Origin of the sequence: Paenarthrobacter nicotinovorans (genome assembly GCF_021919345.1) — a bacterium.
Lineage (GTDB): Bacteria > Actinomycetota > Actinomycetes > Actinomycetales > Micrococcaceae > Arthrobacter > Arthrobacter nicotinovorans.
In genome coordinates this window covers 2,947,130-2,971,262 of the sequence record NZ_CP089293.1, presented here as the reverse complement: position 1 = coordinate 2,971,262, position 24,133 = coordinate 2,947,130, and the positions used below count along the sequence as shown (strand labels likewise).

The following is a 24,133-nucleotide window of genomic DNA, read 5'->3' as shown; positions in this document are numbered from 1 at the left end:
ATAGGCTGGGCACATGTCAGAGAAGTCCGCGCAACCGCGGCACCCGGAGTCGATCCCGCTGAATCCGGGCCAACCGGGGAAAGCGCCGCCCCGCAAGCTGGCCCTGCGGCCGTACGCACGCGCCGTCGGGCAGGTCCTGAAGGTGAGCTTCAAGGCCTCACCGGTGGCGGTCATCATGAAAGTCCTTGGCTCGGTGATCTCAGCGACCCTGCCGCTTGTCACCACGTACTTTGCAGCGTTGACCACCACGGCCCTGGCTGCCGGATACGCAGGGGACCCCGACGCGGGCCCCCGCGCAGTGCTTTACGTCGTCATCACAGCTGCCCTGGGCCTGTTCTGGGGTGCGTTCAGCAGTGTGGACCGCTACATCCAGCAGCTGATGAGCTTCAAGGTGGGCGCCATCGTGGGCGACCTGATGTACCAACGGTTCCTGGCACTGGAATTCTGGCGCTACGACGACAAAGAGACCGTGGATCTCTACGACCGCGCAAAGCGTTTCTCCGACTCCTATGCGCGGGTCCTGGACCGGATTGCGGCCATCTTCACCCAGCTCGTCTCGGTGATTCTAGCCGTCGGCGCGTTGCTGTTGGTGAGTTGGTGGATTGCCGTGATCGTGCTGGTGGCGATCGTGCCCAGCGTCTACCTCCAGTTCAAGCTGTCGCGTGAACAGATCGCCCACTGGAACACCCAGGTGGATTCGCGCAGGCAGCGCCGGATGATCGAGCAGAACCTGCTGCGGCCACAGCACATCGCTGAAATGCGGCTGTACGGCATTGTCGGCTATCTCATGGAACTTCGCTCCAGGTTGAGGGATGCCGACGAACGCAGGCGCCTGGACTTCCAGAAACGGTACATCCCCAAGCAGCTGGCTGCCGACGCCCTGCAATACGGCGCTGAAGTGGTATCGCTCGTGTGGGTGGTGGGGCAGATCATTGCCAGGGCCCAGCCGGTGGGTCAGTTCCTCTACGTCCAGCAGATCGTGAGCCGTGCATTGTCAACGGCGAACAACCTGGTGTCCTCGCTCAGTTCCATTGACGAGGACCTGGCCAACCTGAAGGACTACGAGCTTTTCATGGCGTTGCCGGTGCCCAGCGGAAACGAACAACCCTTGGAAGTGTCGCCCACCACCGTGGAACTGCGTGATATCCGCTTCAGCTATACGGGAAGCGACATCGAGGTCATCAAGGGTATTTCCATGACCATCAAGGCGGGGCAGCACATCGCCATCGTGGGGGAGAACGGCGCCGGGAAATCCACGCTGATCCGGATCCTGGCCGGGCTCTACCGGCCCGACTCCGGTCAGGTCTTGTTGGACGGGAAGGATCTGGCCGGAATTGACGTGACCAGCTGGCACCGGCACCTGGCAGTCCTGAGCCAGGAATTCCTGAAGTACGAGTTCGCCACGGCCGCAGAGAACATCTACCTCGGCGACGTCGACTTGCCCCGGGACGATCTGCGCATCCGGAAGGCGGCATCCGACGCGGAGGCCATGGAGTTCATCGACAAGCTGCCTAACGGGCTGGAAAACCATGTCAGCAACTGGATGGAAGATCCACGCGGGCGGAAGGGAAGCGGGCTCTCCGGCGGCCAGTGGCAGCGGCTGGCGATGGCCCGCAACTTCTACCGTGACGCCTCATTCATGGTGATGGACGAGCCCACCTCAGCCATTGATGCCCTGGCCGAGCACCGGATTTTCACGAGGCTCTTCGCCGATCGCAACAGCACCATCATCGCCATCAGCCACCGCCTTGCCACCATTGAGAAGGCGGACATCGTCTACATGCTGGAGGACGGTCGAATCGCCGAACAAGGTACGCACAGGGAACTGGTGGCCCTGCGCGGACGGTACTTCAGGATGTTCGAGTCCCAGCTTTCGGTGGATGAGGCCAGCCGGGAGAGTCCCGAGGCTTAGAGCGGGCCGTAGCCGGCATTGCCCACGGGATCGCGCCAGGTGGCAAGATCCTGTTCCAAAAGCGCCCGGAAGCGTGGATCACTAGCAGCTTTCCGACGCAGGGATTCCCGTGAACGGCCCATGATGGTGGCGGGGACGAGGATCGCGGCCACCAAAAGGAAGATCATGAACGCAAGAACTGTTGCCAGTGTCAGCAGCGTCCCGGGGTCCTGCCACGTTGAGGGTTTGGCCGTGAAAGCGAACAGTCCCGCGAAGACGACCAGGACAAACGCTACGAAGGAGAGCGCCCCCCGCAGGCTCCCGGGCCCACGATTGACCAGCGCACGGCTTGTCCGCGGCAACCGGTCCCGCACCCGGACGTAGAAGACGCCGCAGAGCACTGCGACTGCCGCGCCGGGAAGGCTGAGGGCGGCAATAGTCGCGAAGGTGCCAAGCCGGACCGCGAGGACGACGCCCAAAAGGACGAGGACTGCTCCGATTCCGGTCCCGGCAGCCCAGGCACCCATGTAGGCGCCGCGCGCGCCGGCGATTTCGCGCAGGCGGGAGCGCGCATTCGCCGGAGTGATGGCGGAGAGCTCAGGGGAAAGCCAATAGTCCAAGGGGCGGTCGGAATGGAAAAGTGGAGCGGGGCCGGACTGGTAGCTCACGCGTTCTGCTGCTCCAGTCCTGCGCGGATCCGGGAATCGAGCTGCTCACTCGCGAGGGCCGACGAGTCGAGGTTTTCGCCCTCGCCTTCAGCGATGGAAAGGGAACCGTCGGCCTCCGCTTTGACGTGGACTGCGCGGGAGGTTCCGTCCTTAAAGTGCCGGCGCGTTGTGGCGGCCGCGGGGTATCCGTCCGGTGCTTGCTTCAGGTAGTAGTCGGCCATCTGGATGGCCGTGGTGACCATGCCTTCGGAGCCCGTAATGGGGTGCAGCTCGTGAACGCCGTACTTGCTCAGGTTGAGCAGCAGGGCGCCCTGCTCTGCGCCAAACATGAAGGAGACATGTTCAGACGACGGGGTCACGAGGGCCGTTTCCAGCCACGACGTGGAATCTGCAAGCACTGCTGTCACCGTGGCAGCCGGGCCGACGGGCTGGAGTGCGTCGTTTTCGATCTTCATCAACCCACGCTCCAACAGCGTGGATACCCCTGCCTGTTCCAGGGGAGCCCCGGCTGCGTGGTCGAGGCGGAAGAGGGTCTGGCACCTCAGCGCGCCGTCGGTGCCAGCCAGTGCAATAAGTGCGATGAGCTCATGTTCGGTAATGAGCAATGCCTGGGTTTCTTCGGTCTGCGTGGTCATTTCTGCCTTCTCTTGAGCGGTTCTGTGTCCAGTCTAGGAAGTCGCGGGGTCATGTGAGCCATCCCCAGACCTTCTTCGCGCCGTCGGCTATCGCTCCGGCGGCGTCCTGCGCTCCCTCCCACACATGTTTCGCGCCGTCAGCGATCATGGAAGACGCGGAATCGTAGCCCATGTTGGTGGCCAACAGGCCGAGGCCACCCCAGGCGATGCCGGCAATGGCGCAGGCAGGGCCGATAACCGGGACGAAACTGCCCACGGCCAGGGCAGCGGAGATGCCGCCGTCCACGGCCATTCCGGGGTGTCCCGTCTGGATGCCTTGATAGACCTGCAACCCGCCGGTCACGACGCCCAATGCTCCCGAGACACGGCCGAGCATCGAACTGCCGTTGAGCAGTTGGGTACCCCTGACATACCCGGCGCCGGCAGCCTGTCCGTACTGGGCACTCAGCCACGGCCACCTCGTCAGTTCAGTCACCAATCCGCCCCTGGCCATCTGGGCCAGGATGGAGTCCGCCACCACGCCGTTGGCAGTCACGAGGGCGTTTCCGGCCCACCATCCCTGGCTGCCGCTGACGCCGAGCACGCCTTCCAAGCCAGTGGTGGGGGCGACTTGGCTTCCATTGCTACCGGGGACCTGGGGGACGTTCGGTCCGCCAGACCCGCCGGGACCGCCAGATCCGCCGGGTCCGAAGCCGGCAACGCCGCCATCGGCACTGGCCTTCTGCTGTTCATCGGCCTGGGTGCGGAGCATCTTGGACGCGTCATCCAGGGAACGGGAGGCTTTGTGCAACATGGGGCGCAGGGTGCTGCTCCATTCGCGTCGGAAGCGCTCGCCGTCGTTTCCTTTCCACGCCACGCTGGTGATCAGGCTGTTGACCTGGAGTTCCTGGTTCTGGAGCCGGCTCCCGGCTTGTCCCATCTGCTTGGACAACGAGCGGAGCTGTTCGATGTCGGCTCCGTAGAATCCGGGCGCCATGGTTCCCCCTTGCATGGTGTGGTGTGTTTCCGCAGGCTATCGGATTTGTCCGGGATCCTGCCATGGGCACCTCTGCCCATGTGGAAACTGCCAGGCGCGCACGGCAAGTAGCCAGCGCACCCGGAACCGGCCGGGCTTTCAATGTCTTCTTGGCGCATTGTGAAGTGCCCACGCCATTTGCCGAATCGGGGTTCGGCAAGGGGTCCAGTAAAGTAAGAGCCGTGACTTATGAGATTGAGATTGGCCGTGGCAAGCGTGGGCGTCGTGCCTACTCCCTGGACGACATTGCGATCGTCCCCAACCGCCGGACCCGCGATCCCAAGGACGTCTCCGTCTCCTGGCAGATCGACGCCTACAAGTTCGACATTCCGGTGATCGCAGCGCCGATGGACTCGGCCATGTCGCCGGAAACCGCCATCGCCCTGGGCCGTTTGGGCGGCCTCGGCGTCCTGGACCTCGAGGGCCTGTGGACCCGCTACGAAGATCCCCAGTCCGTGCTGGATGAGATCTCAGCGCTCGCCGGCGAAACCGCGAGCCCTGCCGTTACCCGGCGCATGCAGGATCTCTACAAGGCACCCATCCAGCCTGAACTCATTACCAGCCGCCTTGCCGAGATCCGCGCCTCCGGCGTCACGGTGGCAGGCTCCCTGACGCCGCAGCGCACCCAGGAGCACTACAAGACCGTCCTCGCCGCCGGTGTGGACATCTTTGTCATCCGTGGCACCACGGTCTCCGCCGAGCACGTCTCCAAGAACCACGAGCCACTGAACCTGAAGCAGTTCATCTACGAACTCGACGTTCCCGTGATCGTCGGCGGTGCCGCCGGATACACCCCGGCGCTGCACCTCATGCGCACCGGCGCTGCCGGCGTCCTGGTCGGTTTCGGCGGCGGTGCCACCACAACTACGCGCCGCGCCTTGGGCATCCACTCGCCGATGGCGTCGGCCATCAGCGACGTCGCCGCCGCCCGCCGTGATTACCTCGATGAGTCCGGCGGCCGTTACGTGCATGTCATTGCCGACGGCGGCATGGGCGCCTCGGGCGACATCGTCAAGGCAGTTGCCATGGGCGCCGACGCCGTCATGCTGGGCAGCGCACTGGCACGGGCCGAGGAAGCCCCCGGCAAGGGCTGGCACTGGGGCCAGGAAGCCCACCACCTTGAACTCCCGCGCGGCGACAGGGTTAACGTTGGAACTGTTGGCCCCCTGGAAGAAGTTCTCTTCGGTCCCGGACACCACACCAACGGCACCTCCAACCTCATTGGTGCCCTGCGTCGCTCCATGGCGACCACCGGCTATTCGGACCTGAAAGAGTTCCAGCGGGTCGACGTCGTCGTTTCGCCGTACCTCGGCTAGGCCTAAAACAGAAGGAGGGCCCCGGGAACAGACCACACGCTGCTCCCGGGGTCTTTTTTTGCCGCATTCTGTCCGGATGCACCTCATCGGCAGCCCTGCCCAAGGCGACGAGCAACAAGTAGGGTAGGGGATTACCAGCTGTTGCGTTTGAGGAGGGGTCCGATGAGCAATGTCGCAGGCGGTCCGCAGGTGAATTCTCCGGGGGCACTTAGCCCGGAATCCCGTGCCGCATCCATTGATGTCCTGAAAGCCACTGCCGAGCCGGGCAAGGAGTTGGACATCCTGATTGTCGGTGGCGGCGTGGTGGGCGCTGGTGCTGCCCTGGACGCGGTCACGCGCGGGCTCACAGTTGGCATCGTCGAAGCCAGGGATTGGGCGTCCGGCACGTCATCCCGCTCCTCAAAGCTCATTCATGGTGGCCTCCGCTATTTGGAGATGCTGGACTTCGGGCTGGTCCAGGAAGCCCTTCAGGAGCGCGGATTGCTGATCCAGCAGATCGCACCCCACCTGGTCCGGCCCGTTCCGTTCCTCTACCCGCTGACCCACCGTTTCTGGGAACGCCCCTACGTGGGCGCAGGCATAATGCTGTACGACACCTTGGGTCTGACGTCCGGCCACAGCCGTGGTGTCCCCATGCACAAGCACCTCTTCCGACGCGGCACCCTGCGTGCGGCTCCCAGCCTCAAAGACGATGCCTTCGTGGGATCGATCCGTTACTACGACGCCCAGGTCGATGATGCCCGGCTTGTGGTCAACCTGGTCAGGACAGCGGCGCATTACGGGGCACACGCGGCCAACAGGGTCCGCGTGGTCGACTTCCTCAGGGAGGGCGAACGCGTGGTGGGTGCCAAGGTGGAAAACCAAGAGGACGGCAGCGTCTTCGAGATCCGGGCCAAGCAGGTGGTGAATGCCACCGGCGTGTGGACAGACGAAACGCAGGCCATGGTCACGGACCGTGGCCAGCTCAAGGTCCGTGCCTCCAAGGGAATCCACCTGGTGGTGCCACGGGACCGCTTCCAGTCCACTGTGGGTCTGATCCTTCGTACTGAAAAGTCGGTGCTCTTCGTGATTCCCTGGGGCCGGCACTGGATTATCGGTACTACCGACACGGACTGGACGTTGGATAAGGCCCATCCGGCTGCCTCCAGCAAGGACATTGACTACGTGCTGGAGCACGTCAACAAGGTACTCAAGCGTCCCCTGACCCGTGAAGATGTTGAAGGTGTCTATGCGGGACTCCGTCCGCTTCTGGCCGGAGACAATGACTCCACCGCCAAGCTGTCCCGCGAGCACGTAGTGGCCCACCCCGTCCCCGGTCTGGTGGTGGTGGCCGGTGGGAAGTACACGACCTACCGTGTCATGGCCAAGGATGCCGTGGACGAAGCAACGAGGGCCATGGACGAGCGTGTCCCTTCCAGCTGCACCGACACCATTCCTTTGCTGGGAGCGGAGGGATTCAAAGCGGCCTGGAACCGGCGGGGGAGGTCCGCCGAGCAAGCAGGTGTGCACGTGGCACGCGTGGAGCACCTGCTCAACCGCTTTGGGTCCATGGCATCGGAAGTCCTCGCCACGATCTCCGACAGGCCCGAACTGGGCGAGCCGCTTCCGGGCGCCGATGACTACCTGGCAGCCGAAGTCGTCTACGCAACAACCCATGAAGGCGCTCGGCACGTCGACGATGTTTTGACCCGCCGTACCCGGATCTCCATTGAAGCGTGGGACCGGGGTGTGTCTGCGGCGCCCGTAGTGGCTAAGCTGATGGGAGAAATCCTGGGCTGGAGCGATGCTCAGCGTGAAAGCGAGATCAAGCACTACCTTGCACGTGTGGAGGCTGAACGACTCAGCCAGCAGCAACCCGATGACGAATCGGCGGATGCCGCGCGCATGGGAGTGGATGACATCGTTCCCCTCCGCTGACAGGCGCAGGGAGTTGAGGCCGGGAGGCCACATGGAGGGAACACGACTTGGCTGAACCACTGGACCGATATGATGCGGAACTGACCACCCCGGACACGGTCATTCTTGAACTTGTTGCCGAGGACAAGATCGACGCCGCAGCACAGTTGGCTCAAAAGCTCCATCAGGCCGGACGGATCTCGGACCTTGATGGTTTCCTGGAGCAGGTACATTCGCGAGAACACCAGCTGGCCACCGGGCTTCCCGGCGGAATCGGTCTTCCGCATGCCCGCAGCGAATTCGTGGACCGGATCTCCATCGCCGTAGGCGTCACCAAGTTTGGCCATGCGCTGGACTTCGGGGCTGCAGACGGCCCTGCCACACTGATTCTCCTCATCGCCACACCGGCCAGCTCCTTCTCGGACCATCTTGAAGTTCTGGCCACGCTTGCGCGTTCCCTCTCCAAGGAATCATTCAGGGAGTCCCTGCGCCGTGCGCACGATCCCGAAGTGATTTCCGAGCTCATCAACTCCAGCCTGGTCTTCTTCGACCACTAAGGATTGGTGCCCCTCCAGGCGGCCCCAGCCCTCGTTTCGTTGTTCTACAGCCGGACGAAGTACGGTTAAGGGGTGTTGAAAACCGCTCTGAAACCCCGCTGGATCGCAGGACTGGTCTTTGCGCTTCTGTTGTCCGGGGTGTTCGTGCTGCTTAGCCAGTGGCAGCTCAGCCGGTCCACCCAGCACGAGAGCCCTGCTGCTTCCACCACTGAAGAAGTCAAACCCCTGGTCGACGTCCTGAAGCCGGGCCAGTTCTTTCCCGGCTCTGTTTCCGACCAGATGGTCACCGCCACCGGCTCCTACGATCCAGGCAAGCAGGTCCTGGTCGAGGGCAGGCTTTACAACAACCAAAAAGGTTTCTGGATCGTCACGGCCTTCGAGGTCAACGGCGCTCCTACGCTGAAGGGTGTCGCCGCCTCGCCGCAGACCTGGATTCCCGTAGCACGCGGCTGGGTGGCTGATGCCGCCCAAGCGGGCCCGCCGCCGTCGGGCACTCTTACGCTGACCGGTCGCCTGATACCGTCCGAAGCGCCCGTACCAAATGTCGACGCCGGCCCGGGCCGCGCGTCGGCGGTCTCCACCGCGGAACTCATCAACAGCTGGGATGTTTCAAGCTACCCCGGTTTCATAGCGGCCACATCCGAAGTGGCTGGCGGTGTGAGCGTCCCACTGGGCGACAACGTCAAAGCCCTCAATATTCCACCGCAGCCACCGGCAGAGCAGATCAACTGGCTGAACCTCTTCTACGCCGTGGAATGGGTGGTGTTCGCCGGATTCTCCGTCTTTATCTGGTGGCGGCTGGTGCGTGATGACTACCGCAGGGACCTAGAAGACGACGAGGACGACGACTACTACGATGAGTTCCCTGAAGACCCCCATGCCTTGCCCGCAACCACCGAACCTTCAAGTCCCGACCCAGAACATAAGGTGCAGCAATGATTGAGCCCAAACCTGCCATCCAGCCTGAGCAGTCAGGACCAAAGCCCAAAAAGCGGCGGTTCGGCGGGACGGAAGCGCAGATCCGTTCGGCCTTGAAGTTCTACAAAGTCATGGCCTACCTGACTGGTGCCATGTTGCTCCTGCTGTGCGCTGAACTGATCGCACGGTACGTTTTCGGTGTTTCACTCTTCGCCGGCGGAACCAACGCCGTGACGGGCCAGCCCTTTGGCTTTGGCTTTGCCGAATCCGAGCCCAAGGGCGTCATTGGTGGATTCAACATCTCCACCACGGTGCTGATCGTGCACGGCTGGATGTACGTGGTTTACCTCGTCTCCAACTTCCGCTTGTGGTCGTTGATGCGGTGGCCGTTCTCCAAGATGGTCCTGCTGGCATTGGGCGGCGTGATTCCGCTGTTGTCCTTCATTGTGGAGAAGAAGTTCCACGCACAGGTGGAAGCAGAACTGGCAGCCAATCCCCAGGCTTCCAAGCGCTACTAGGCGCCACTGGCCGTTCCCGATGTGAGATGCCTAACGGGAGTGCCCGTTTTGGCCTCCGGCCGCCCTTGTCAACGTGCGCGGGGGCGGTCCGGCAAAGTAGTCTTGGTTGGTGACTACTCCCACCGCACCCCAGACTTCCCAGAAGCCGGTGCTGGTTGTTGACTACGGTGCCCAGTACGCGCAGCTGATTGCCCGCCGCGTCCGTGAAGCAAATGTGTATTCGGAAATTGTTCCGCACACCTTCACCACCGAGCAGCTTCTGGCCAAAGACCCGGCAGCCATCATCCTTTCCGGCGGGCCCTCCAGCGTCTACGCTGAGGGCGCACCGTTCGTAGGCGCCGACCTCTTCGAGGCCGGGGTTCCCGTTTTCGGTATCTGCTACGGATTCCAGGCCATGGCAAACGCCTTGGGTGGCAAAGTGGCCCAGACCGGGCTGCGTGAGTACGGCGCAACCGAGGCGCTCCTGGTGGGCGATGCACGTTCCATTCTCGACGGCGTCCCGGCGTCCCAGAACACCTGGATGAGCCACGGCGACTCCGTCCACGAGGCACCTGAGGGCTTCGAAGTACTGGCAACGACGGCCGGCGCCCCCGTGGCTGCCTTCGCCAACGATGAGAAGCGCCTCTACGGTGTGCAGTGGCACCCGGAAGTCAAGCACTCCGTTCTGGGCCAGCATGTCCTGGAGAACTTCCTGTTCAAGGGCGCCGGTCTGAGCCCCAACTGGACCACCGGCAACATCCTTGAAGAGCAGGTGGAGCGCATCCGCCAGCAGATTGGCGACTCCAAGGTCATTTGCGGCCTTTCCGGTGGCGTCGACTCCGCAGTTGCCGCTGCCCTTGTCCAGCGTGCTGTCGGCGACCAGCTCACCTGTGTCTTCGTAGACCACGGTTTGCTCCGTGAAGGCGAAGCGGAACAGGTCGAACGTGACTTCGTGGCCGCCACGGGTGTCAACCTGTACGTTGCCAACGAGCAGGAACGCTTCCTGTCGGCTCTTGCCGGCGTCAGCGATCCCGAAACCAAGCGCAAGATCATCGGCCGCGAATTCATCCGCGCCTTCGAGGAAGCAGAGCGGGCCATCATCGCCCAGGCTGCTGCCGAAGGCGAGAAGATCAAGTTCCTGGTCCAGGGGACGCTGTACCCGGACGTCGTCGAGTCCGGTGGTGGCGAGGGTGCTGCAAACATCAAGAGCCACCACAACGTCGGTGGGCTCCCCGACGACCTGCAGTTTGAGCTGGTTGAGCCGCTTCGCGCCCTGTTCAAGGACGAGGTTCGTGCCGTAGGCGCGCAGCTGGGTCTGCCGCAGGAAATCGTAGGCCGCCAGCCGTTCCCCGGCCCCGGCCTGGGTATCCGCATCGTGGGCGAAGTGAACAAGGAACGGCTCGATCTGTTGCGCAAGGCCGATGCCATCGCTCGCGCCGAACTGACGGCCGCTGGCCTCGACAACGACGTCTGGCAGATGCCGGTTGTCCTCCTGGCCGATGTTCGCAGCGTTGGCGTGCAGGGCGACGGACGTACGTACGGCCACCCGATCGTGCTGCGTCCGGTGTCTTCCGAAGACGCCATGACGGCGGACTGGTCGCGTTTGCCCTACGACCTCCTGGCGCGCATCTCCAACCGCATCACCAACGAGGTCGATGGGGTCAACCGCGTGGTGCTGGACGTCACCAGCAAGCCACCGGGAACCATCGAGTGGGAATAGCATTCTAAGTGGCCGGCTTCCATCGGGAAGCCGGCCACTGTGCTTTTCCGGCAGTTCCCTGCCGGTGAGCGATTGACATGTTGCAGTGAAAACCGGGCAATTTCGCGTCGGAACAGCGTTGCGGAGCGGGCTCGCCGTGGATTCCCGCTACCCTCGAAAGTATGCCGGTATGGTCCAAGGCGTCTAAAGCTAGTACAGAAAAGAAGGCAGAAGTTGTGTCAGTAGGTCAAGGCCAGGAAGAGGGCTCCGAAGAGCTCCGCAAATGGCTGTCTGGTCTCAAACCCGTCACCGGGGCAGACACTATGCTGCGTTTCGTCAAGACGCCCGAAGGCGCCATTGACCTCAGCAACGCGCACCCTTCGGGGCTGGCGCAGTTGCTGGCAGGGCGTCGGACGCGCCTGTCGACGCTCATCAGGGACCGCCAGCAGTACTTGGTCGCGGCACGTGCGGCGCGCAATATCCGATCCAAGATTTTCGAGCTCAGCAACGACCGCGGTATCGAAGCCGGGTATCTTTCTGCCGGCACCGTGGTGTGGACCTCTGCGGTGGGCGGCAAGCCACAGCGCGTCTCCGCACCCGTGATGCTCACGTCCATCGTCCTGACGGTCCGGCCGGGGGAGGACGACTTCGAACTTCAGCTCACTGAGCAAGCGCGGATGAATCCCGCCCTGGTGCGTCACCTCAAGACCGTCCATGGCATCGTCTTTGACGTCAATGCCGTCGCGCGAATGGCTTACAACACCGCACGTTTGGATCCGCAACCCGTCCTGGATCGCCTGTCCACGCTGGTTCAGCCGATCCATGGCGCTGAGGTTGAGTTCAATCTCCTGGTGACAACCCTGGCCGATCTGCAGGGCAACCTGGATGATCCTTGGATCAACCTGAACAACCCCACCGTGGCGGCCTTGGCGACGGCGGCCAACGGTGGCGACATCGAGCCGGAACCCATCAAGGCAGGCAGGTTCCCCAGCTTGGACCTCCGTGACCCGGCCGAAGAGTTGCTCCTGCTCGACGCCGACACGGACCAGCAGTACGTGGTTGACGCCGTTCGGGCTGGAGACTCCCTGGTGGTCAGCACACCCCCGGGCAGCGGACAAACGCAGACTGCCATCAACGCCATTGGCGCACTGGTGTGCGAAGGAAAATCGGTCCTGGTGGTGGGGGACAGGCAGTCCAGCCTTGCCGGGCTTTCCGCTCACCTCGAATCACTGGGGCTGGATTCGCTTCTGTTCCGGCCAGGCAATGGAGCCACCCCCCAGCAGCTCAAGGGCCAGCTGGTCCGGGCCATCATGCGCAACGAGAAGGCTCTTGAGCCCCAGCTCGGCAACCTTCACCAGACACTGACCGGGCATCGGCACGCCCTCATGGACCATGTCGCCTCCCTGCATAACGTGCGCGAACGATGGGGATGCTCGCCGTATCAGGCCATGCAGTCACTTGCTGAACTGACTTCGATCCATCCGGCACCCTCCACGACAGTTCGCTTGAAGCGCAGTGTCCTGGACAACATCAAGGACCGGGAAGAGCTGGCGGCCCGGCTCCGTCGCGCTGCCGAACTTGGCAGTTTCAGCCGGGCTTCGACCAACAGCCCTTGGTACGGTGCCCGATTGGTCACCCGCAAGGAAACCGAGGAAGCGCAGCAACTTGCCCGCTTGGCGGCTGAGAAGCTTCCCGTCCTTCGTGACCGCATGAAACAGGTGTCCGATCACGCTGAGATCCGCCTGGGAGAAACCTTTACTGAGTGGGGCGCGCAGCTCGAACTCCTGATTGCCGTGCGCGAGAGCCTGGACAAGTTCACGCCGGACATCTTTGACCGTCCGGTTCACGATTTGATCTCCGCGACGGCCAGTTCTGCATGGCGCCGCGAGCGGAACATCGAGATGCCTTCCATGCAGCGGTCCCGGCTGCGGCGGGTCGCCAAGGAGTATGTGCGGCCCGGTGTTCATATCGCCGATCTCCACAGCTCGCTGGTCCTTGTCCAGGAGCAGCGTGCGTTGTGGGCCGGTTACGCCACTACGCAGCGGCACCCGGCCGTTCCTTCCGGCCTGGCCGACCTCGGCGCACTGTACCGGGAGCTGGACGCTGAACTGCGGCGCCTCGGTGAGGCGCTCAAACACACGTCGGCCGGAGGCTCGCTCCACGGTACGCCTTACGCGGAGCTGATGGAACGCTTGGAACAGCTCGTAGCCGACACCGCCACGCTGGAAACCTTGCCCGAACGCACGCTCCTCATTGAAGAAATGCGCGAGCACGGCCTCGGGGAGCTTTTGGCGGATCTGGCGGAGCGGGAGGTACCTGCGTCCTCGGTGGCCGCGGAGCTGGACCTGGCTTGGTGGCAGTCCGCGCTGGAAGCAATGATCAGCGGCGACGACTATCTTGCGATGTCCGACGGCGACTCCCTGAGGCGCCTCGAAGCTGAATTCCGGCTTGCTGACCAAGCCCACATCGCCAGCGGTGCTGCGCGGCTCCGCTGGCAGCTTGCCCAAAGGTGGCGCCAGGGATTGGTGGAGCACCCTCGCCAGGCTGAACTGCTGCGGGCCTTGCTGAAAGACGGCCGGGTTACCCTGCCTGCGCTGAGCGCCCAAGCCCCGGACCTCGTGCCGTTGCTTGTCCCGGTGTGGTCGGTCAGCCCGTACCTGCTGACCGGCGTCCTGCCGGCTGTGCAGAAGTTTGATGCTGTCGTGGTCATCGACGCTGAGTCCACCTCGTTGCAAGCGGTCCTTCCCGCGATCGCCCGCGCACGGCAGGTAGTTGCTTTCGGCGACGCGAAGATCGCCAATGCGCGGACCTTCAGCGTGGCCGTCGAACCCCCGGTTGCCGGAGTCGCGAGCCACGAAACTGTGGAGAGTGCCTTCAAGGCCTTGGCCAGGGTCCTGCCATCGTGGCAGTTGAATTGGGTGTATCGGGCAGTGGATGAAGACTTGATCCTGCAGCTGAGCAAGAACTACTACGACGGCGGCCTGAAGCGGCTGCCCGACGGCAACTCGGTTACGGGATTGGATCGCTCGATCCTTGTGGAGTATATCCCTGACGGCACCGGCCTTCCGGGCGCCGATCACGAGGGGGTCGAGTCCGTCACTGCTGAGGTCAACCGGGTGGTGGATCTTGTCTTTGAACATGCCACGCTGCGTCCCCGCACCAGCTTGGCTGTGGTGACGGCAAGCCTGCGCCACGCTGCCAGGATCGGCGAGGCCATCAGGCTTCAACTGCCGAACCATCCATTGCTGTCTTCCTTCTTCGCCGCCGGCCCCGAATCCTTCCGCGTGGTGGATCTGGAACGCGCGCAGGGCTTGGTGCGGGACCATGTGATCTTCTCCCTCGGGTATGGACGCACCCCGCATGGCCGGGCGCTCCACTCCTTTGGACCGCTGTCCACTGAGGGTGGGCGTAACCGCTTTGCCTTGGCCATGACCAGGGCCCGGCGCTCCATGCACGTCCTGAGCTGCTTCCGGCCCGAGGACCTCGACCTCGATCGCCTGGCGCACGGCGCAGTGGACTTCTACGAGTTGCTGGACAGGGAGCTCTCGGGGAACAGCAATCTCGGAACTCCGGCATCCCGTGCCGTTGCCAGCGAGCAAGCACTTGGCGAGGACCCGTTGGTGGCGGATCTTGGCGAACGACTGCGTGCCCGCGGCGCCCGTGTCTGGCACCTTTACGACGGTGTGCTGGACATAGCCGCAGCCGCTGATCCTGTGCACACCATTGGCCGGGAAGGTGCTGAAATTCCCACGCCCGTAGCCATCGAGTCCGATGGCACGGAACGATACCGGCGCATGAGTGTCCGTGAACGCAGCCGGCTGCGGCCTCAACTGCTGGAGCGCATGGGGTGGCGTTACATGTCGCTGTGGACGATCGAAGTCTTCACGGACCCGTCCTCCTGCGCCGATCGCATCGGTTCCTACCTTGGACTGGAAAACCACATTCCGAAGGCTGCCGAGTCGTCTCAACATGGCTTCCTGGACATGGATGTTGAACAATTGAATCTGGACAAGGCTCAGCCTGTGTTCACCCGTTCCCCGGCCACCGGCCCGGATCACCAACCCGAGGAGGATGCCAAGGGGACGCGGGACCAGACAGGGGACAGGAAAGAAGCACCAATGACGGAACAAGGAAATGGTTCCACCGACGGCTCTGCCGGGGAGAACAGTGGATCGGACAACACGGCAGCTGAAAAAGCCGCCGAGCCGACGGCTGCCAAGCACAGCTCGGGCGGCATCCTCCCCACCAAGGCCGCGGAGGACGATCCCCGCAGATGGGGCGATGAAGCAGGCTATGACCACGAGCAGTGGTTGAAGGAACAGAAGCCCCCGCACTGGGGATGAGCGATTGAGCAGCTTCATGGGCTGACCAGAACAAAGAAAAGCTTGCCTTGCGTGGATGCGCCGGCAAGCTTTTCTGCTTGTTGGGGGTTGGCAGCGACCACCACCAGCCCTTCTGTATCGCTGGTGCCAAGCCATTCGCCGGCCTTGCCGCCCTGGGCCGAAGTCCAGAGAACAGGAACAGGGCCAGCCAAAACCTGGCTCTGGCGGGATTCGTCATAACTGCCGGACGCCGTGAGGACAACGGTCACCAGCTGCCCCGGCGACAGAAGCTGGATGGAAGAAGGATCTGCCATGCGCAGGGGGACGGCAGCGGAACCTGCAGGAGTGCCCGCGAGCAAGCCAGGGCCTAGGAGGCTTGAGTCCGTGGGTGTTTGTCCCTTGCCCAAAGGAGAGGCCAGCTGGCGCCCAACCAGGGTCGCGACATCATCCACCCACGCGGAGATGGCCAGTTCGGCTGCGACATCGACCCTGGTGAAATCTGACTCCTTCAGGCTCGCGCCGGCTGGTAGATCACGGGCTGCGACCAGGACGCTGACCCGGGCGGCCGACACAGGAGTCAGCTGCTGTACCGCCAGACCGGCAGCAAGGCATAGAAGCAGCGCGACGCAAAGCCGCCGGTTGCGGGAAAGCCACGCCCTGAGTGTGGGCTTTCGCTTTGGAGGTCCGTTGCGCCGCGCACGGCCGAACCCCCGTGGAAAGCGCCTGGGGGAGGGCGAGGGGTGGTACGGCAACCGTTCATGTCCAGCTGTTCCAGCTGAACGCTCGGCATGGGCAAGGGAGGCGCTACGGGCGGAGTGTGACATGCCGCCACGGTAGTCAGCAGCCCCGGCCGCCTAACAGGGGCCGGGTTGCCTATGTGGAAAAGTTCCGGAGCTAGCTCGCCGCGGCGGCCGGTGCGGGAGCGGGCGTGGCCGCAGCTGCGGGTGCAGCCGGTGACGTGGGCGCAGCGGATACTGTGCTGCCCTTGGCGTCGCGGGAGTCAGTGCGGTAGAAACCAGAGCCCTTGAAGACGACGCCCACGCTGTTGAACTTCTTGCGCAGCGTGCCTTTGCATTCAGGGCACTCTGTCAGGGAGCTGTCTGAGAAGGACTGGACGATGTCGAAGGCATGGTCACAGTCTTTGCAGGCGTATGCGTATGTGGGCACTGAGTTCCTCCTTTAGGACAAAGTTCAGGTCCTGCTCCGCCGTGCCGAATAACTTCCGCATTAGCAGTCCCAGGGCCTGAGTGCCAATTCTATCATCCGTCCCCCTGAGGTGTGCCAGCACTTGTGCCGGAGCTCACCAACCGGAACCCGCCGGAAATGACCGGGAGTCAGACGGGCTCCGCTGCGTTGTCGAGAACCACAACGCCCGAAGGTGTCAGCACTTCCCGCACGGGGCGATCGAAGGCCTCGGCGGGTATGGAGCCTGAAGGCAACAGATCGTCGTCGTACACCACCGCGATGGTGGGCGGCCGCCGGCCGGACGCGTCCAGGCCCTGCAGGAGTCGGTCGTAATAACCGCCGCCTTGGCCAATCCTGTTCCCGTCCCGGTCCACTGCGGTGGCCGGCATGAAGATTCCGGCCGTCGAAGCGACCACTGAACTGTCCAAGTGCTCACCGGTGGGTTCGTCGATGGGAGCGTAGGCGGACCGTGTGAAGACCGTGGACGGCGTCCAATACACCCAACTCAGTTGCCGTTCCGGTTCGCAGACGGGGAGCAGGACTTCATGGCCCGCTTCGTGGAGGGCTTCAAGCAGTGGCATGGTGGGCGGCTCGAAGGCGACTCCCACGTACACCGCGAACGACGACGGTGTTCCGGACGTGACGGAGCTGGCCCACGAGGAACCGTGCCGGGCTATCGCTTCGCCCGCATCAGCGATTTGCCCTGGTGTCAGGGCCCTTCTGTACAGCCGCCGGTTGCGGCGGATGTCTTCTTTCGACGCCATCTGTATCCAATCCTGGGGGTTCGTCGGGTCCGGTTAAAGTGTTTCCTTGTGTGTTTCCGGCAATAAAATGTGCGGCCCGCGCGGCGGGGGGTTTAGCTGATGCTCTCTTCCTTCCGTTACATTAGTCCGGTGACTCTCGATAACAACGCTGTCCGTAAGGCCGTCATCCCCGCAGCGGGTCTTGGTACCCGGTTCCTTCCCGCCACCAAGGCGATGCCGAAGGAAATGCTGCCTGTGGTCGATAAGCCCGCCATCCAGTACGTCGTCGAAGAAGCGGTGAAGGTTGGCCTGCACGACGTCCTCATGATCACAGGACGCAGCAAGCGCGCCCTGGAAGACCACTTTGACCGTGTTCCGGCGCTTGAAGCGACCCTGGCTGAGAAGGGCGACACCGCCAAGCTGGAAGCGATTCAGTCGGCTACCAACCTGGGCGACATCCACTATGTCCGCCAAGGCGACCCGAACGGCCTCGGCCACGCAGTCCTTCGTGCAAAGCAGCACGTCGGCTACGAGCCTTTTGCCGTCCTGCTGGGCGATGACCTCATCGACGCCCGCGACGACCTCCTGAGCGAAATGATTGCGGTCCAGCAGAAGACCGGCGGTTCCGTGGTAGCCCTGATCGAGGTCGAGCCTTCCAAGATCAGCGCTTACGGTTGCGCCGACGTCGAGGACATCGGCGAGGACGGTTACGTCCGTATTAAGCAATTGGTGGAAAAGCCGTCGCCGGAAGAGGCGCCGTCAAACCTCGCCGTGATTGGCCGCTACGTGCTGCACCCGGCCGTCTTCGAAGTCCTGGAGCAGACCGGCCCCGGCCGCGGTGGCGAAATCCAGCTGACCGATGCGCTTGAGGTCCTGGCTGCGGGCGAGGGCGAAGGCTATGGCGTGTACGGCGTGGTGTTCCGCGGCCGCCGCTATGACACCGGCGACAAGCTCAGCTACCTGAAGGCGTGCATCGAGCTCGCGTGCGAACGCGAAGACCTTGGTCCTGAGCTGCGCGAGTGGCTGCCGAACTTCACCGCCACGCTTCCCCAGTAACACGGATGTACGGGTCTGCGATCTGGCCGGTAACGCTGGAGTGCGGAGACCTGGCCCTTCGGCCCATCCGCTATCGCGACAAGCGGGAATGGTCCGAGGTCCGTTCCCGGAACAGTGATTGGCTGGCACCGTGGGAGGCGTCCAACCCGGCTCCGGGTGGCCGCCTCCCCAGCTACCGCCAAATGGTTTCGTCCCTGAACGAGCAGGCCCGACAGTCCACCGCATTGCCGTTCGTCATCGTTGAACGCACGGCAGGCGCGCGGGAGCCCGCCATCGTTGGCCAATTGACGGTCTCGTCGATTGTGTGGGGATCGGCCATGATGGCCACGCTTGGCTATTGGGTGGACAAAGACCGGGCCGGGCGCGGGATCGCTCCCACAGCTGTAGCCATGGCCACCGACCACTGCTTCACCGTGTTGGGTCTGCACCGGATGGAAATCAATATCCGCCCCGAAAACGGGCCCAGCCTGCGCGTGGTGGAAAAGCTCGGATTCCGCGACGAAGGGTACCGGGAAAGGTATCTGCACATCAACGGACAGTGGGCTGACCATCGCTCCTTCGCGTTGACCTCCGAAGAAGTCCCGGAGGGTCTCTTGCGCAGATGGCTCAAAGGACAAACGGGCAGGTCATAGGGCTTTTCAGCTTTATCTCCAGTCATTTGCGGACTCGACCACGACACACCGGCCGCAATGCCGCCACCCCCGGTGATTTGCTTCTACGGTTTTGAATGTGGACTTCCCTCTCAGCAGCTCAGTGATACTCGTGGTCACTGTCGCGCTGTGGATGGTCTGGGTGGCGCCGTACGTTCTTCGGAACAGGCGGCAACAAGTCCAAGCGGCCGCTGTTCCAGCAGAGGCTTTCGACGACGAACCAGACGAACCGCAGGCAGGGGTGGTACTGACTTTGGCACCTCAGCAGGAGAAACCGATGGAGACCATGCACAGCAAAGCACAGGCGTCGCCCCAGGAATCCCGCGCGTCAGAGCCGTCCCTGGGGAAGTCGTCCAGCACTCCGTTCACCATCCGCTACGCGCGGCTCACACTGGCGGTGTCCGGACTTGCCTTGCTCGTGACGGCAATCGTTTCCGGCATACTCCGTCTTTTCGGCACGGGCTCTGTCTGGTTGCCCCTGGTCTCGTTCATCGGTGCGGTGGTCGCCGTCGTCGTTTTGCGTAAGCTCGCCCTTCGGGATCTTCGTGAACGACGCGCACGCCGTGCAGCGCAGGCGTCGCCCATTCCGACACCGGCACGCTACTTGCCGAAGGAGCCGGTTGTAGAGGCGAAGGAAACCACAGTTTTCGACGCCGAAGCCACCAGTCGTGAGGCCGCCCGCCTGTCGGCGGTCGAACTTCGCCAAGCGGCGTTGGCCGTCGCAGTTGCGGCCGGCGACGAGTCGGCGCAGGCCGCCGTTGACTCCAAAGGTGCGAGCTGGAAGCCCGTAGAGGTTCCCAAGCCCACGTATGTTGATGCTGCCAAGGCTCCCCGTCCGGCGCCGGAGCCCCTTGACCTTCCGGAGGCCCCGAAACCTGTCGGCAAGCCCGTCCTGAAGCAGGCCGCCGGGCAAACTGACGCTGCAACCGCAGTCGCTTCAGCCAAGGCCCCGAGTGCCCTGAGCAATCTGGACGATGTCCTGCAACGACGCCGCGCGTAACAAGGCATGAGTTCCATCTGCGTTGCTGGTGGCACTGGTCGGGTGGGCCGCGAGGTCGTCCGGCTCGCTGTGGCCGCGGGGCATAGAGTCTCAGTCTTCAGCCGTCACGTTCCGCCAGCGGGGTCGCCGGTCCATGTCGACGGCGCCACCTACTTCGCCGGCGACGTCACCACAGGCGAAGGCCTGGCGGCCGCTATGGCGGGGGCCGACGTCGTTATTGACTGCCTTGAAGGCCAGTTCGGCAAGGCGCAAAAACAATTCGCCGACGGCGGCGCGAGGCTTCTGGCTGCCGCCCACACCAGCGGCGTCCCAAGAGCCGTGATGCTCTCCATCATCAATTGTGATCTCAGCAGCTTTCCCTATTACGTGTCCAAAGCCGATAAGGAACGAAAGTATGCCGGGGCGCCGCTGGAGACCGTGGTGGTCAGGGCGACCCAGTTCCACAGTCTGGTTGCCGGGGTCTTTGCTGCGGGTTCCCGGGTCGGGCTGATCCCAGTGTTCAAAGGCGTGGATTTCCAGACGATTTCTCCGGCGGATGTTGCAGCAGTTCTGTTGGAGGAAGCGTTGGCGGATTCTCTTCCTTCGCAGCACCACCTGCGGACGGTAGGCGGTCCGGAGGTGCTCTCCATGCGCGCCCTGGCCGGGTCCTGGAAGGCTGTGACCGGCGCGCGGGGTTTGATTCTCACTGTTCCGTTGCCCGGCAGCATGGGGGCCTTCCTGCGCTCCGGACACAACCTCGCACCGGAGAAAGCGCTTGGCGCGGAGACGTTCGTGTCGTGGTTGGAAAAGCGCCGGGAAAGTTTGTAGCCTAGGGACACTGGTCTGGCGGAAACGTCTGGTCCGGGGGCTATAGCTCAGTTGGTAGAGCGCTTCGTTCGCATCGAAGAGGTCAGGAGTTCGAATCTCCTTAGCTCCACAGTTTGCAAGGAATTTTGGCCGTCGGACCTGACGGAATAAACACATACGTAACGCTTTGGCTTGGATAGGGTCATATGGGCACCAGTGAAACGGCTGACCCCCTCCGGAGCAGAGCGCTACAGCGTGGCTCTCAGTGTTTTGGGTGCTGCAACCGCAGTCCATAAGCGGGTGTGTCGCGGAGGAATTCGCGGAATGTCGGGACAGCGAAGTCCACGTACCCCCTGCTTGTTGTTTCAATGACCCCTGCGGCCAGAAGTCGGAGCCGGTATTGGCCGCCGTATACGGCGTTCACACCCAAACGCTCCGCGATTGCCGTTGTGCTGGATGGGCCATCGTCTTCAGCCATGGCCAGCAGGTACGACTGATCGACATCGGATAGAGCCGAGTAGGCAGACTGCAGGACGGTGGCACCCATGCGGCGGCGGGCTTTCTGTACACCGGCAGCCAGCGCCTCGTCGGTGACTACGGCCCCTGATTTTCTCGCTTGACTCCACACGTGGTAGCCGACGAGCTGGATCAGGAATGGGTAGCCGCCCGTCGCTTCGGCCAGCTGCCGGAGATGTTCGTCGCTGATGCTCACGCCGCTTTCGGAGAAAGTATCTCTAAAGGCTTCGGCGACCTCGTCTATCGAGGTCCTGTGCAGGTCGTACTTCTCGGCGCGGCGAAGGAAGGTGGAGACGCCTTCGTTGAGCAGGTCTTCGACAGATTTAGGCAGACCAGCTAGGACCAGGCCAATGGGAAGGCTCTCCCGGATCAGATGTTGGACGACCGCTGCGATTTCGGAGAGTTCCGTCCGGTCCACGGCATGAATCTCGTCGATGCTGATCAGCAACCCGGTGTCCTGCTCGCTCAACTTCTCCAGCAGTTCGGTAATCTGCCGCCGCCAGTGAACCTCACGCACAGCCGGAAGCTGGGTATCCACGCGGAGGATTCCGAGCGTCACGCCGGTAATCCGGCGGCCGGCAGGGCCGTCCCCGAGCTCTTCAGCCGCGGCGCGGACGGCGCTGCCGATGCGGTCCACGAGTCCGTCCGTGGCGGTTTCCGAGATGACAATCCAGCCGTGCTCGATGGCTTCGTCTTCAATTTCCCCCAGCATGACGGTCTTGCCGATGCCGCGGGGTCCGGTGAAGATGGAGAGCAACCCGGGGGCTCCGGGCCCATTCTCGATGCTCTCGGCGAAATCTTGGCGCATGTCGTCCCGGCCGATAAGAAGCGGTGGGCGGGCACCAGCTGTCGGTTTGAACGGGTTTTTCGCGGCCACTTTTACACTCCTATAAATTCTTTAAAGTCTTTATATTTCTTATAGTAGTGCGGAATAGGAGACGGGTCGAGAGCGGCTGCAACGGCACGTTCACACCCGATCGTCGGGATAACCCCGTGAGGCTCATGACTGACGGTAGGGTGAGCCGCATGCGCAGTTATCTGGCTCGAATCGTCAGCGTTGTGGTCGTGGCTCTCGTTTCCGCCGTTGCCGTTCAGGGTGGTAACCCTGCGGTGGCGGCTCCTGAAGTGAGCGATTCCTATGAGGGCTCCGGCACGTTCACGTCCGTTGCCTATGATCCCGCGACGGGACTGTTTTACGCTGCCGATTTGTTAGGCGATACCGTCTCAGTGTTCAGGAACGGAGTGTTGACAACGAAGGTAGTCGTCGGGCAACACCCGGCCGCAATGGCACTGGATCCGCTGACGCACTCCGTGTATGTGGTCAATTCGGCAAGCGACTCGGTGTCGATCATCAATGGCACAACGGTGACAGCGACCATTCCGGCGGAGCACCAGCCGATGGATGTTGCCGTGGACCCTGGCACCGGGAAGATCTACGTTGCCAACGGGATGACGGGCCTGACTGTCATCGAGGGCGATCAGGTGACCGGCACGATACCCATCGATGGCGGCTATGTGTGGGCGGTTGCACTGGATACCTCCACCCACACCGTCTACGCGGCCAACTATTCCAACAGCAAAGTTTCGGTCATCAACGATGGCGTGGTCACACAGACCATTCCCACGACGAGCGGCGGTCCTTTGTCGATCGCGGTGGATTCGGTCACCCACGACGTCTACGTTCCGGGAGTCTTCGCCGGGACCATCTCGGTGATCAACGGGGACCGGGTCGTCAGGACCATCGAATTCGACCTGTACATGGATTTTCCGCGCTTCGTGGCGGTAGATTCCGCAACCCATACGCTATACGTAACTCACATCGGACTAAACACGGTGTCAGTGATCCATGGCAGCACCACCACACAGACTCTTTATGTCACGGATCCGGGCACGCCAAAGATCGATCCCGAAACACACGCGGTCTACGTACCTTCGCGGAACGGGTCAGTAGCGGTCATCCGGGATCCATCCAACCGGGATTTCACGACCGACGGTCGCGCCGATGTGCTGGCCAGAGACACCAACGGAGCCCTGTGGCTGTACCCGACCAATGGTGCCGGAGCTTGGCTCCCGCCGGACCGTGTGGGTCAGGGCTGGAACTCCATGGCGTCCATAGTGGCTGGCGGCGACTTCAACAGTGATGGACGAGCGGACGTGCTCGCCACGGATGGAGGCGGGGCGCTGTGGTTGTACCCGGGCGACGGAGACGGCGGCTGGCATCCGCGGATTCAGGTCGGGCAAGGCTGGCAGTCGATGACTGCCATTGTCGGCCCGGGCGACTTCAACAGCGACAGCTTTCCCGACGTCCTGGCCCGTGACCAAGCCGGGGTTCTTTGGCTCTATCCGGGAAATGGGGCCGGTGGTTGGTCCGCCAGGGTTCAGGTGGGTCAGGGGTGGAACGTCATGACGACAATTCTTGGCGGCGGAAACTTCGCCGGGGATGGGGAACCTGATGTCCTGGCACGGGACACGTCCGGTGTGCTGTGGATTTATCCCGGCGACGGGGCAGGTGGCTGGTACCCGCCGGTGCGGTCCGGTCAGGGGTGGAACGTCATGACTGCCATCATCGCTCCCGGAGACTTCAACGGTGACGGCCGAGCCGACGTGCTGGCCCGTGACAGCGCGGGAATTTTGTGGTTGTATCCTCGGGCCAGCGCCACTGGGTGGATGCCACGTGTTCAGGTTGGGCAGGGCTGGAACGTCATGAGCACCATTGTCTGACCTCTCGGAGCACCGAAACGGGTACGACTCGGCGGAACCAAACCCAGTCGCAGCGCGAGAAG

Annotated in this window: 20 protein-coding genes and 1 tRNA gene; 14 read left to right on the top strand and 7 right to left on the bottom strand. The window is 63.1% G+C overall.

Annotated elements, in window-relative coordinates; genetic code table 11:
- Positions 1–13 precede the first annotated feature (13 nt).
- Complete coding sequence (locus tag JMY29_RS13800) at positions 14–1,912, top strand: ABC transporter ATP-binding protein (RefSeq protein WP_018776620.1); 1,899 nt, start codon at positions 14–16, stop codon at positions 1,910–1,912.
- Here JMY29_RS13800 and JMY29_RS13795 read toward each other — a convergent pair.
- From JMY29_RS13795 to JMY29_RS13785, 3 genes are read right to left on the bottom strand one after another with little or no spacing between them, the layout of a single operon-like run.
- Positions 1,909–2,559: a hypothetical protein gene (locus JMY29_RS13795; RefSeq protein ID WP_052247246.1), complete on the bottom strand. Its 651-nt coding sequence runs from the start codon at positions 2,557–2,559 to the stop codon at positions 1,909–1,911. The genes JMY29_RS13800 and JMY29_RS13795 overlap by 4 nt on opposite strands.
- Positions 2,556–3,194: a hypothetical protein gene (locus JMY29_RS13790; RefSeq protein WP_018776618.1), complete on the bottom strand. Its 639-nt coding sequence runs from the start codon at positions 3,192–3,194 to the stop codon at positions 2,556–2,558. The genes JMY29_RS13795 and JMY29_RS13790 overlap by 4 nt, the downstream gene beginning before the upstream one ends.
- Positions 3,195–3,243: 49 nt before the next feature.
- Positions 3,244–4,170 (bottom strand): WXG100 family type VII secretion target, encoded by a 927-nt coding sequence (locus JMY29_RS13785; RefSeq protein WP_064721615.1) that lies wholly within the window; start codon positions 4,168–4,170, stop codon positions 3,244–3,246.
- A 221-nt stretch (positions 4,171–4,391) separates the two neighbouring features.
- On the opposite strand from JMY29_RS13785, the gene JMY29_RS13780 reads away from it, so the two are divergent.
- The 7 genes from JMY29_RS13780 to JMY29_RS13750 all read left to right on the top strand — a co-directional run bounded on the left by JMY29_RS13780 (position 4,392) and on the right by JMY29_RS13750 (position 15,435).
- Positions 4,392–5,525, top strand: coding sequence for a GuaB3 family IMP dehydrogenase-related protein (locus tag JMY29_RS13780; RefSeq protein WP_018776616.1), 1,134 nt, complete (start codon positions 4,392–4,394; stop codon positions 5,523–5,525).
- A 162-nt stretch (positions 5,526–5,687) separates the two neighbouring features.
- Complete coding sequence (locus tag JMY29_RS13775) at positions 5,688–7,442, top strand: glycerol-3-phosphate dehydrogenase/oxidase (RefSeq protein ID WP_018776615.1); 1,755 nt, start codon at positions 5,688–5,690, stop codon at positions 7,440–7,442.
- 47 nt (positions 7,443–7,489) lie between these two features.
- Entirely contained in the window at positions 7,490–7,978 is a 489-nt protein-coding gene (locus JMY29_RS13770) for a PTS sugar transporter subunit IIA (protein WP_018776614.1), read from the top strand.
- A gap of 72 nt (positions 7,979–8,050) precedes the next feature.
- Positions 8,051–8,917 carry an SURF1 family protein gene (locus tag JMY29_RS13765; protein WP_026266990.1) on the top strand — a complete coding sequence of 289 codons (867 nt, stop codon included), beginning with the start codon at positions 8,051–8,053 and terminating at the stop codon, positions 8,915–8,917.
- Positions 8,914–9,414 (top strand): DUF3817 domain-containing protein, encoded by a 501-nt coding sequence (locus tag JMY29_RS13760; protein WP_018776612.1) that lies wholly within the window; start codon positions 8,914–8,916, stop codon positions 9,412–9,414. Before JMY29_RS13765 ends, JMY29_RS13760 begins: the two co-directional genes overlap by 4 nt.
- Positions 9,415–9,523: 109 nt before the next feature.
- Positions 9,524–11,113, top strand: coding sequence for a glutamine-hydrolyzing GMP synthase (gene guaA, locus JMY29_RS13755; protein WP_189075227.1), 1,590 nt, complete (start codon positions 9,524–9,526; stop codon positions 11,111–11,113).
- 161 nt (positions 11,114–11,274) lie between these two features.
- Positions 11,275–15,435, top strand: a complete 4,161-nt coding sequence (locus tag JMY29_RS13750; protein WP_189075226.1) for a DUF4011 domain-containing protein — start codon at positions 11,275–11,277, stop codon at positions 15,433–15,435.
- Between the two features lie 14 nt (positions 15,436–15,449).
- Here JMY29_RS13750 and JMY29_RS13745 read toward each other — a convergent pair whose 3' ends face one another.
- The 3 genes from JMY29_RS13745 to JMY29_RS13735 form a co-directional block, all read right to left on the bottom strand.
- Positions 15,450–16,238 (bottom strand): RcpC/CpaB family pilus assembly protein, encoded by a 789-nt coding sequence (locus tag JMY29_RS13745; RefSeq protein ID WP_189075225.1) that lies wholly within the window; start codon positions 16,236–16,238, stop codon positions 15,450–15,452.
- A 70-nt stretch (positions 16,239–16,308) separates the two neighbouring features.
- The gene (locus JMY29_RS13740) at positions 16,309–16,581 is read right to left on the bottom strand and encodes an FmdB family zinc ribbon protein (protein ID WP_018776608.1); all 273 of its coding nucleotides are present in this window, start codon (positions 16,579–16,581) and stop codon (positions 16,309–16,311) included.
- 167 nt (positions 16,582–16,748) lie between these two features.
- Positions 16,749–17,363: a 5-formyltetrahydrofolate cyclo-ligase gene (locus JMY29_RS13735; RefSeq protein WP_189075224.1), complete on the bottom strand. Its 615-nt coding sequence runs from the start codon at positions 17,361–17,363 to the stop codon at positions 16,749–16,751.
- 99 nt (positions 17,364–17,462) lie between these two features.
- On the opposite strand from JMY29_RS13735, the gene galU reads away from it, so the two are divergent.
- The 5 genes from galU (at position 17,463) to JMY29_RS13710 (ending at position 20,964) form a co-directional block, all read left to right on the top strand.
- Positions 17,463–18,398 carry a UTP--glucose-1-phosphate uridylyltransferase GalU gene (gene galU / locus JMY29_RS13730; RefSeq protein WP_018776606.1) on the top strand — a complete coding sequence of 312 codons (936 nt, stop codon included), beginning with the start codon at positions 17,463–17,465 and terminating at the stop codon, positions 18,396–18,398.
- 5 nt (positions 18,399–18,403) lie between these two features.
- Entirely contained in the window at positions 18,404–19,030 is a 627-nt protein-coding gene (locus tag JMY29_RS13725; RefSeq protein WP_018776605.1) for a GNAT family N-acetyltransferase, read from the top strand.
- Positions 19,031–19,160: 130 nt separating this feature from the next.
- Positions 19,161–20,048 (top strand): hypothetical protein, encoded by an 888-nt coding sequence (locus JMY29_RS13720; RefSeq protein WP_189075443.1) that lies wholly within the window; start codon positions 19,161–19,163, stop codon positions 20,046–20,048.
- 6 nt (positions 20,049–20,054) lie between these two features.
- Positions 20,055–20,855 (top strand): SDR family oxidoreductase, encoded by an 801-nt coding sequence (locus tag JMY29_RS13715; RefSeq protein ID WP_189075223.1) that lies wholly within the window; start codon positions 20,055–20,057, stop codon positions 20,853–20,855.
- Positions 20,856–20,891: 36 nt separating this feature from the next.
- A tRNA-Ala gene (locus JMY29_RS13710) sits at positions 20,892–20,964 on the top strand.
- 132 nt (positions 20,965–21,096) lie between these two features.
- Here JMY29_RS13710 and JMY29_RS13705 read toward each other — a convergent pair.
- On the bottom strand, positions 21,097–22,227 hold the full coding sequence (locus JMY29_RS13705; protein ID WP_110503857.1) for an AAA family ATPase: 1,131 nt from the start codon (positions 22,225–22,227) through the stop codon (positions 21,097–21,099).
- 125 nt (positions 22,228–22,352) lie between these two features.
- On the opposite strand from JMY29_RS13705, the gene JMY29_RS13700 reads away from it, so the two are divergent.
- Entirely contained in the window at positions 22,353–24,071 is a 1,719-nt protein-coding gene (locus tag JMY29_RS13700) for an FG-GAP-like repeat-containing protein (protein WP_237567092.1), read from the top strand.
- The last annotated feature ends 62 nt before the right edge of the window (positions 24,072–24,133 follow it).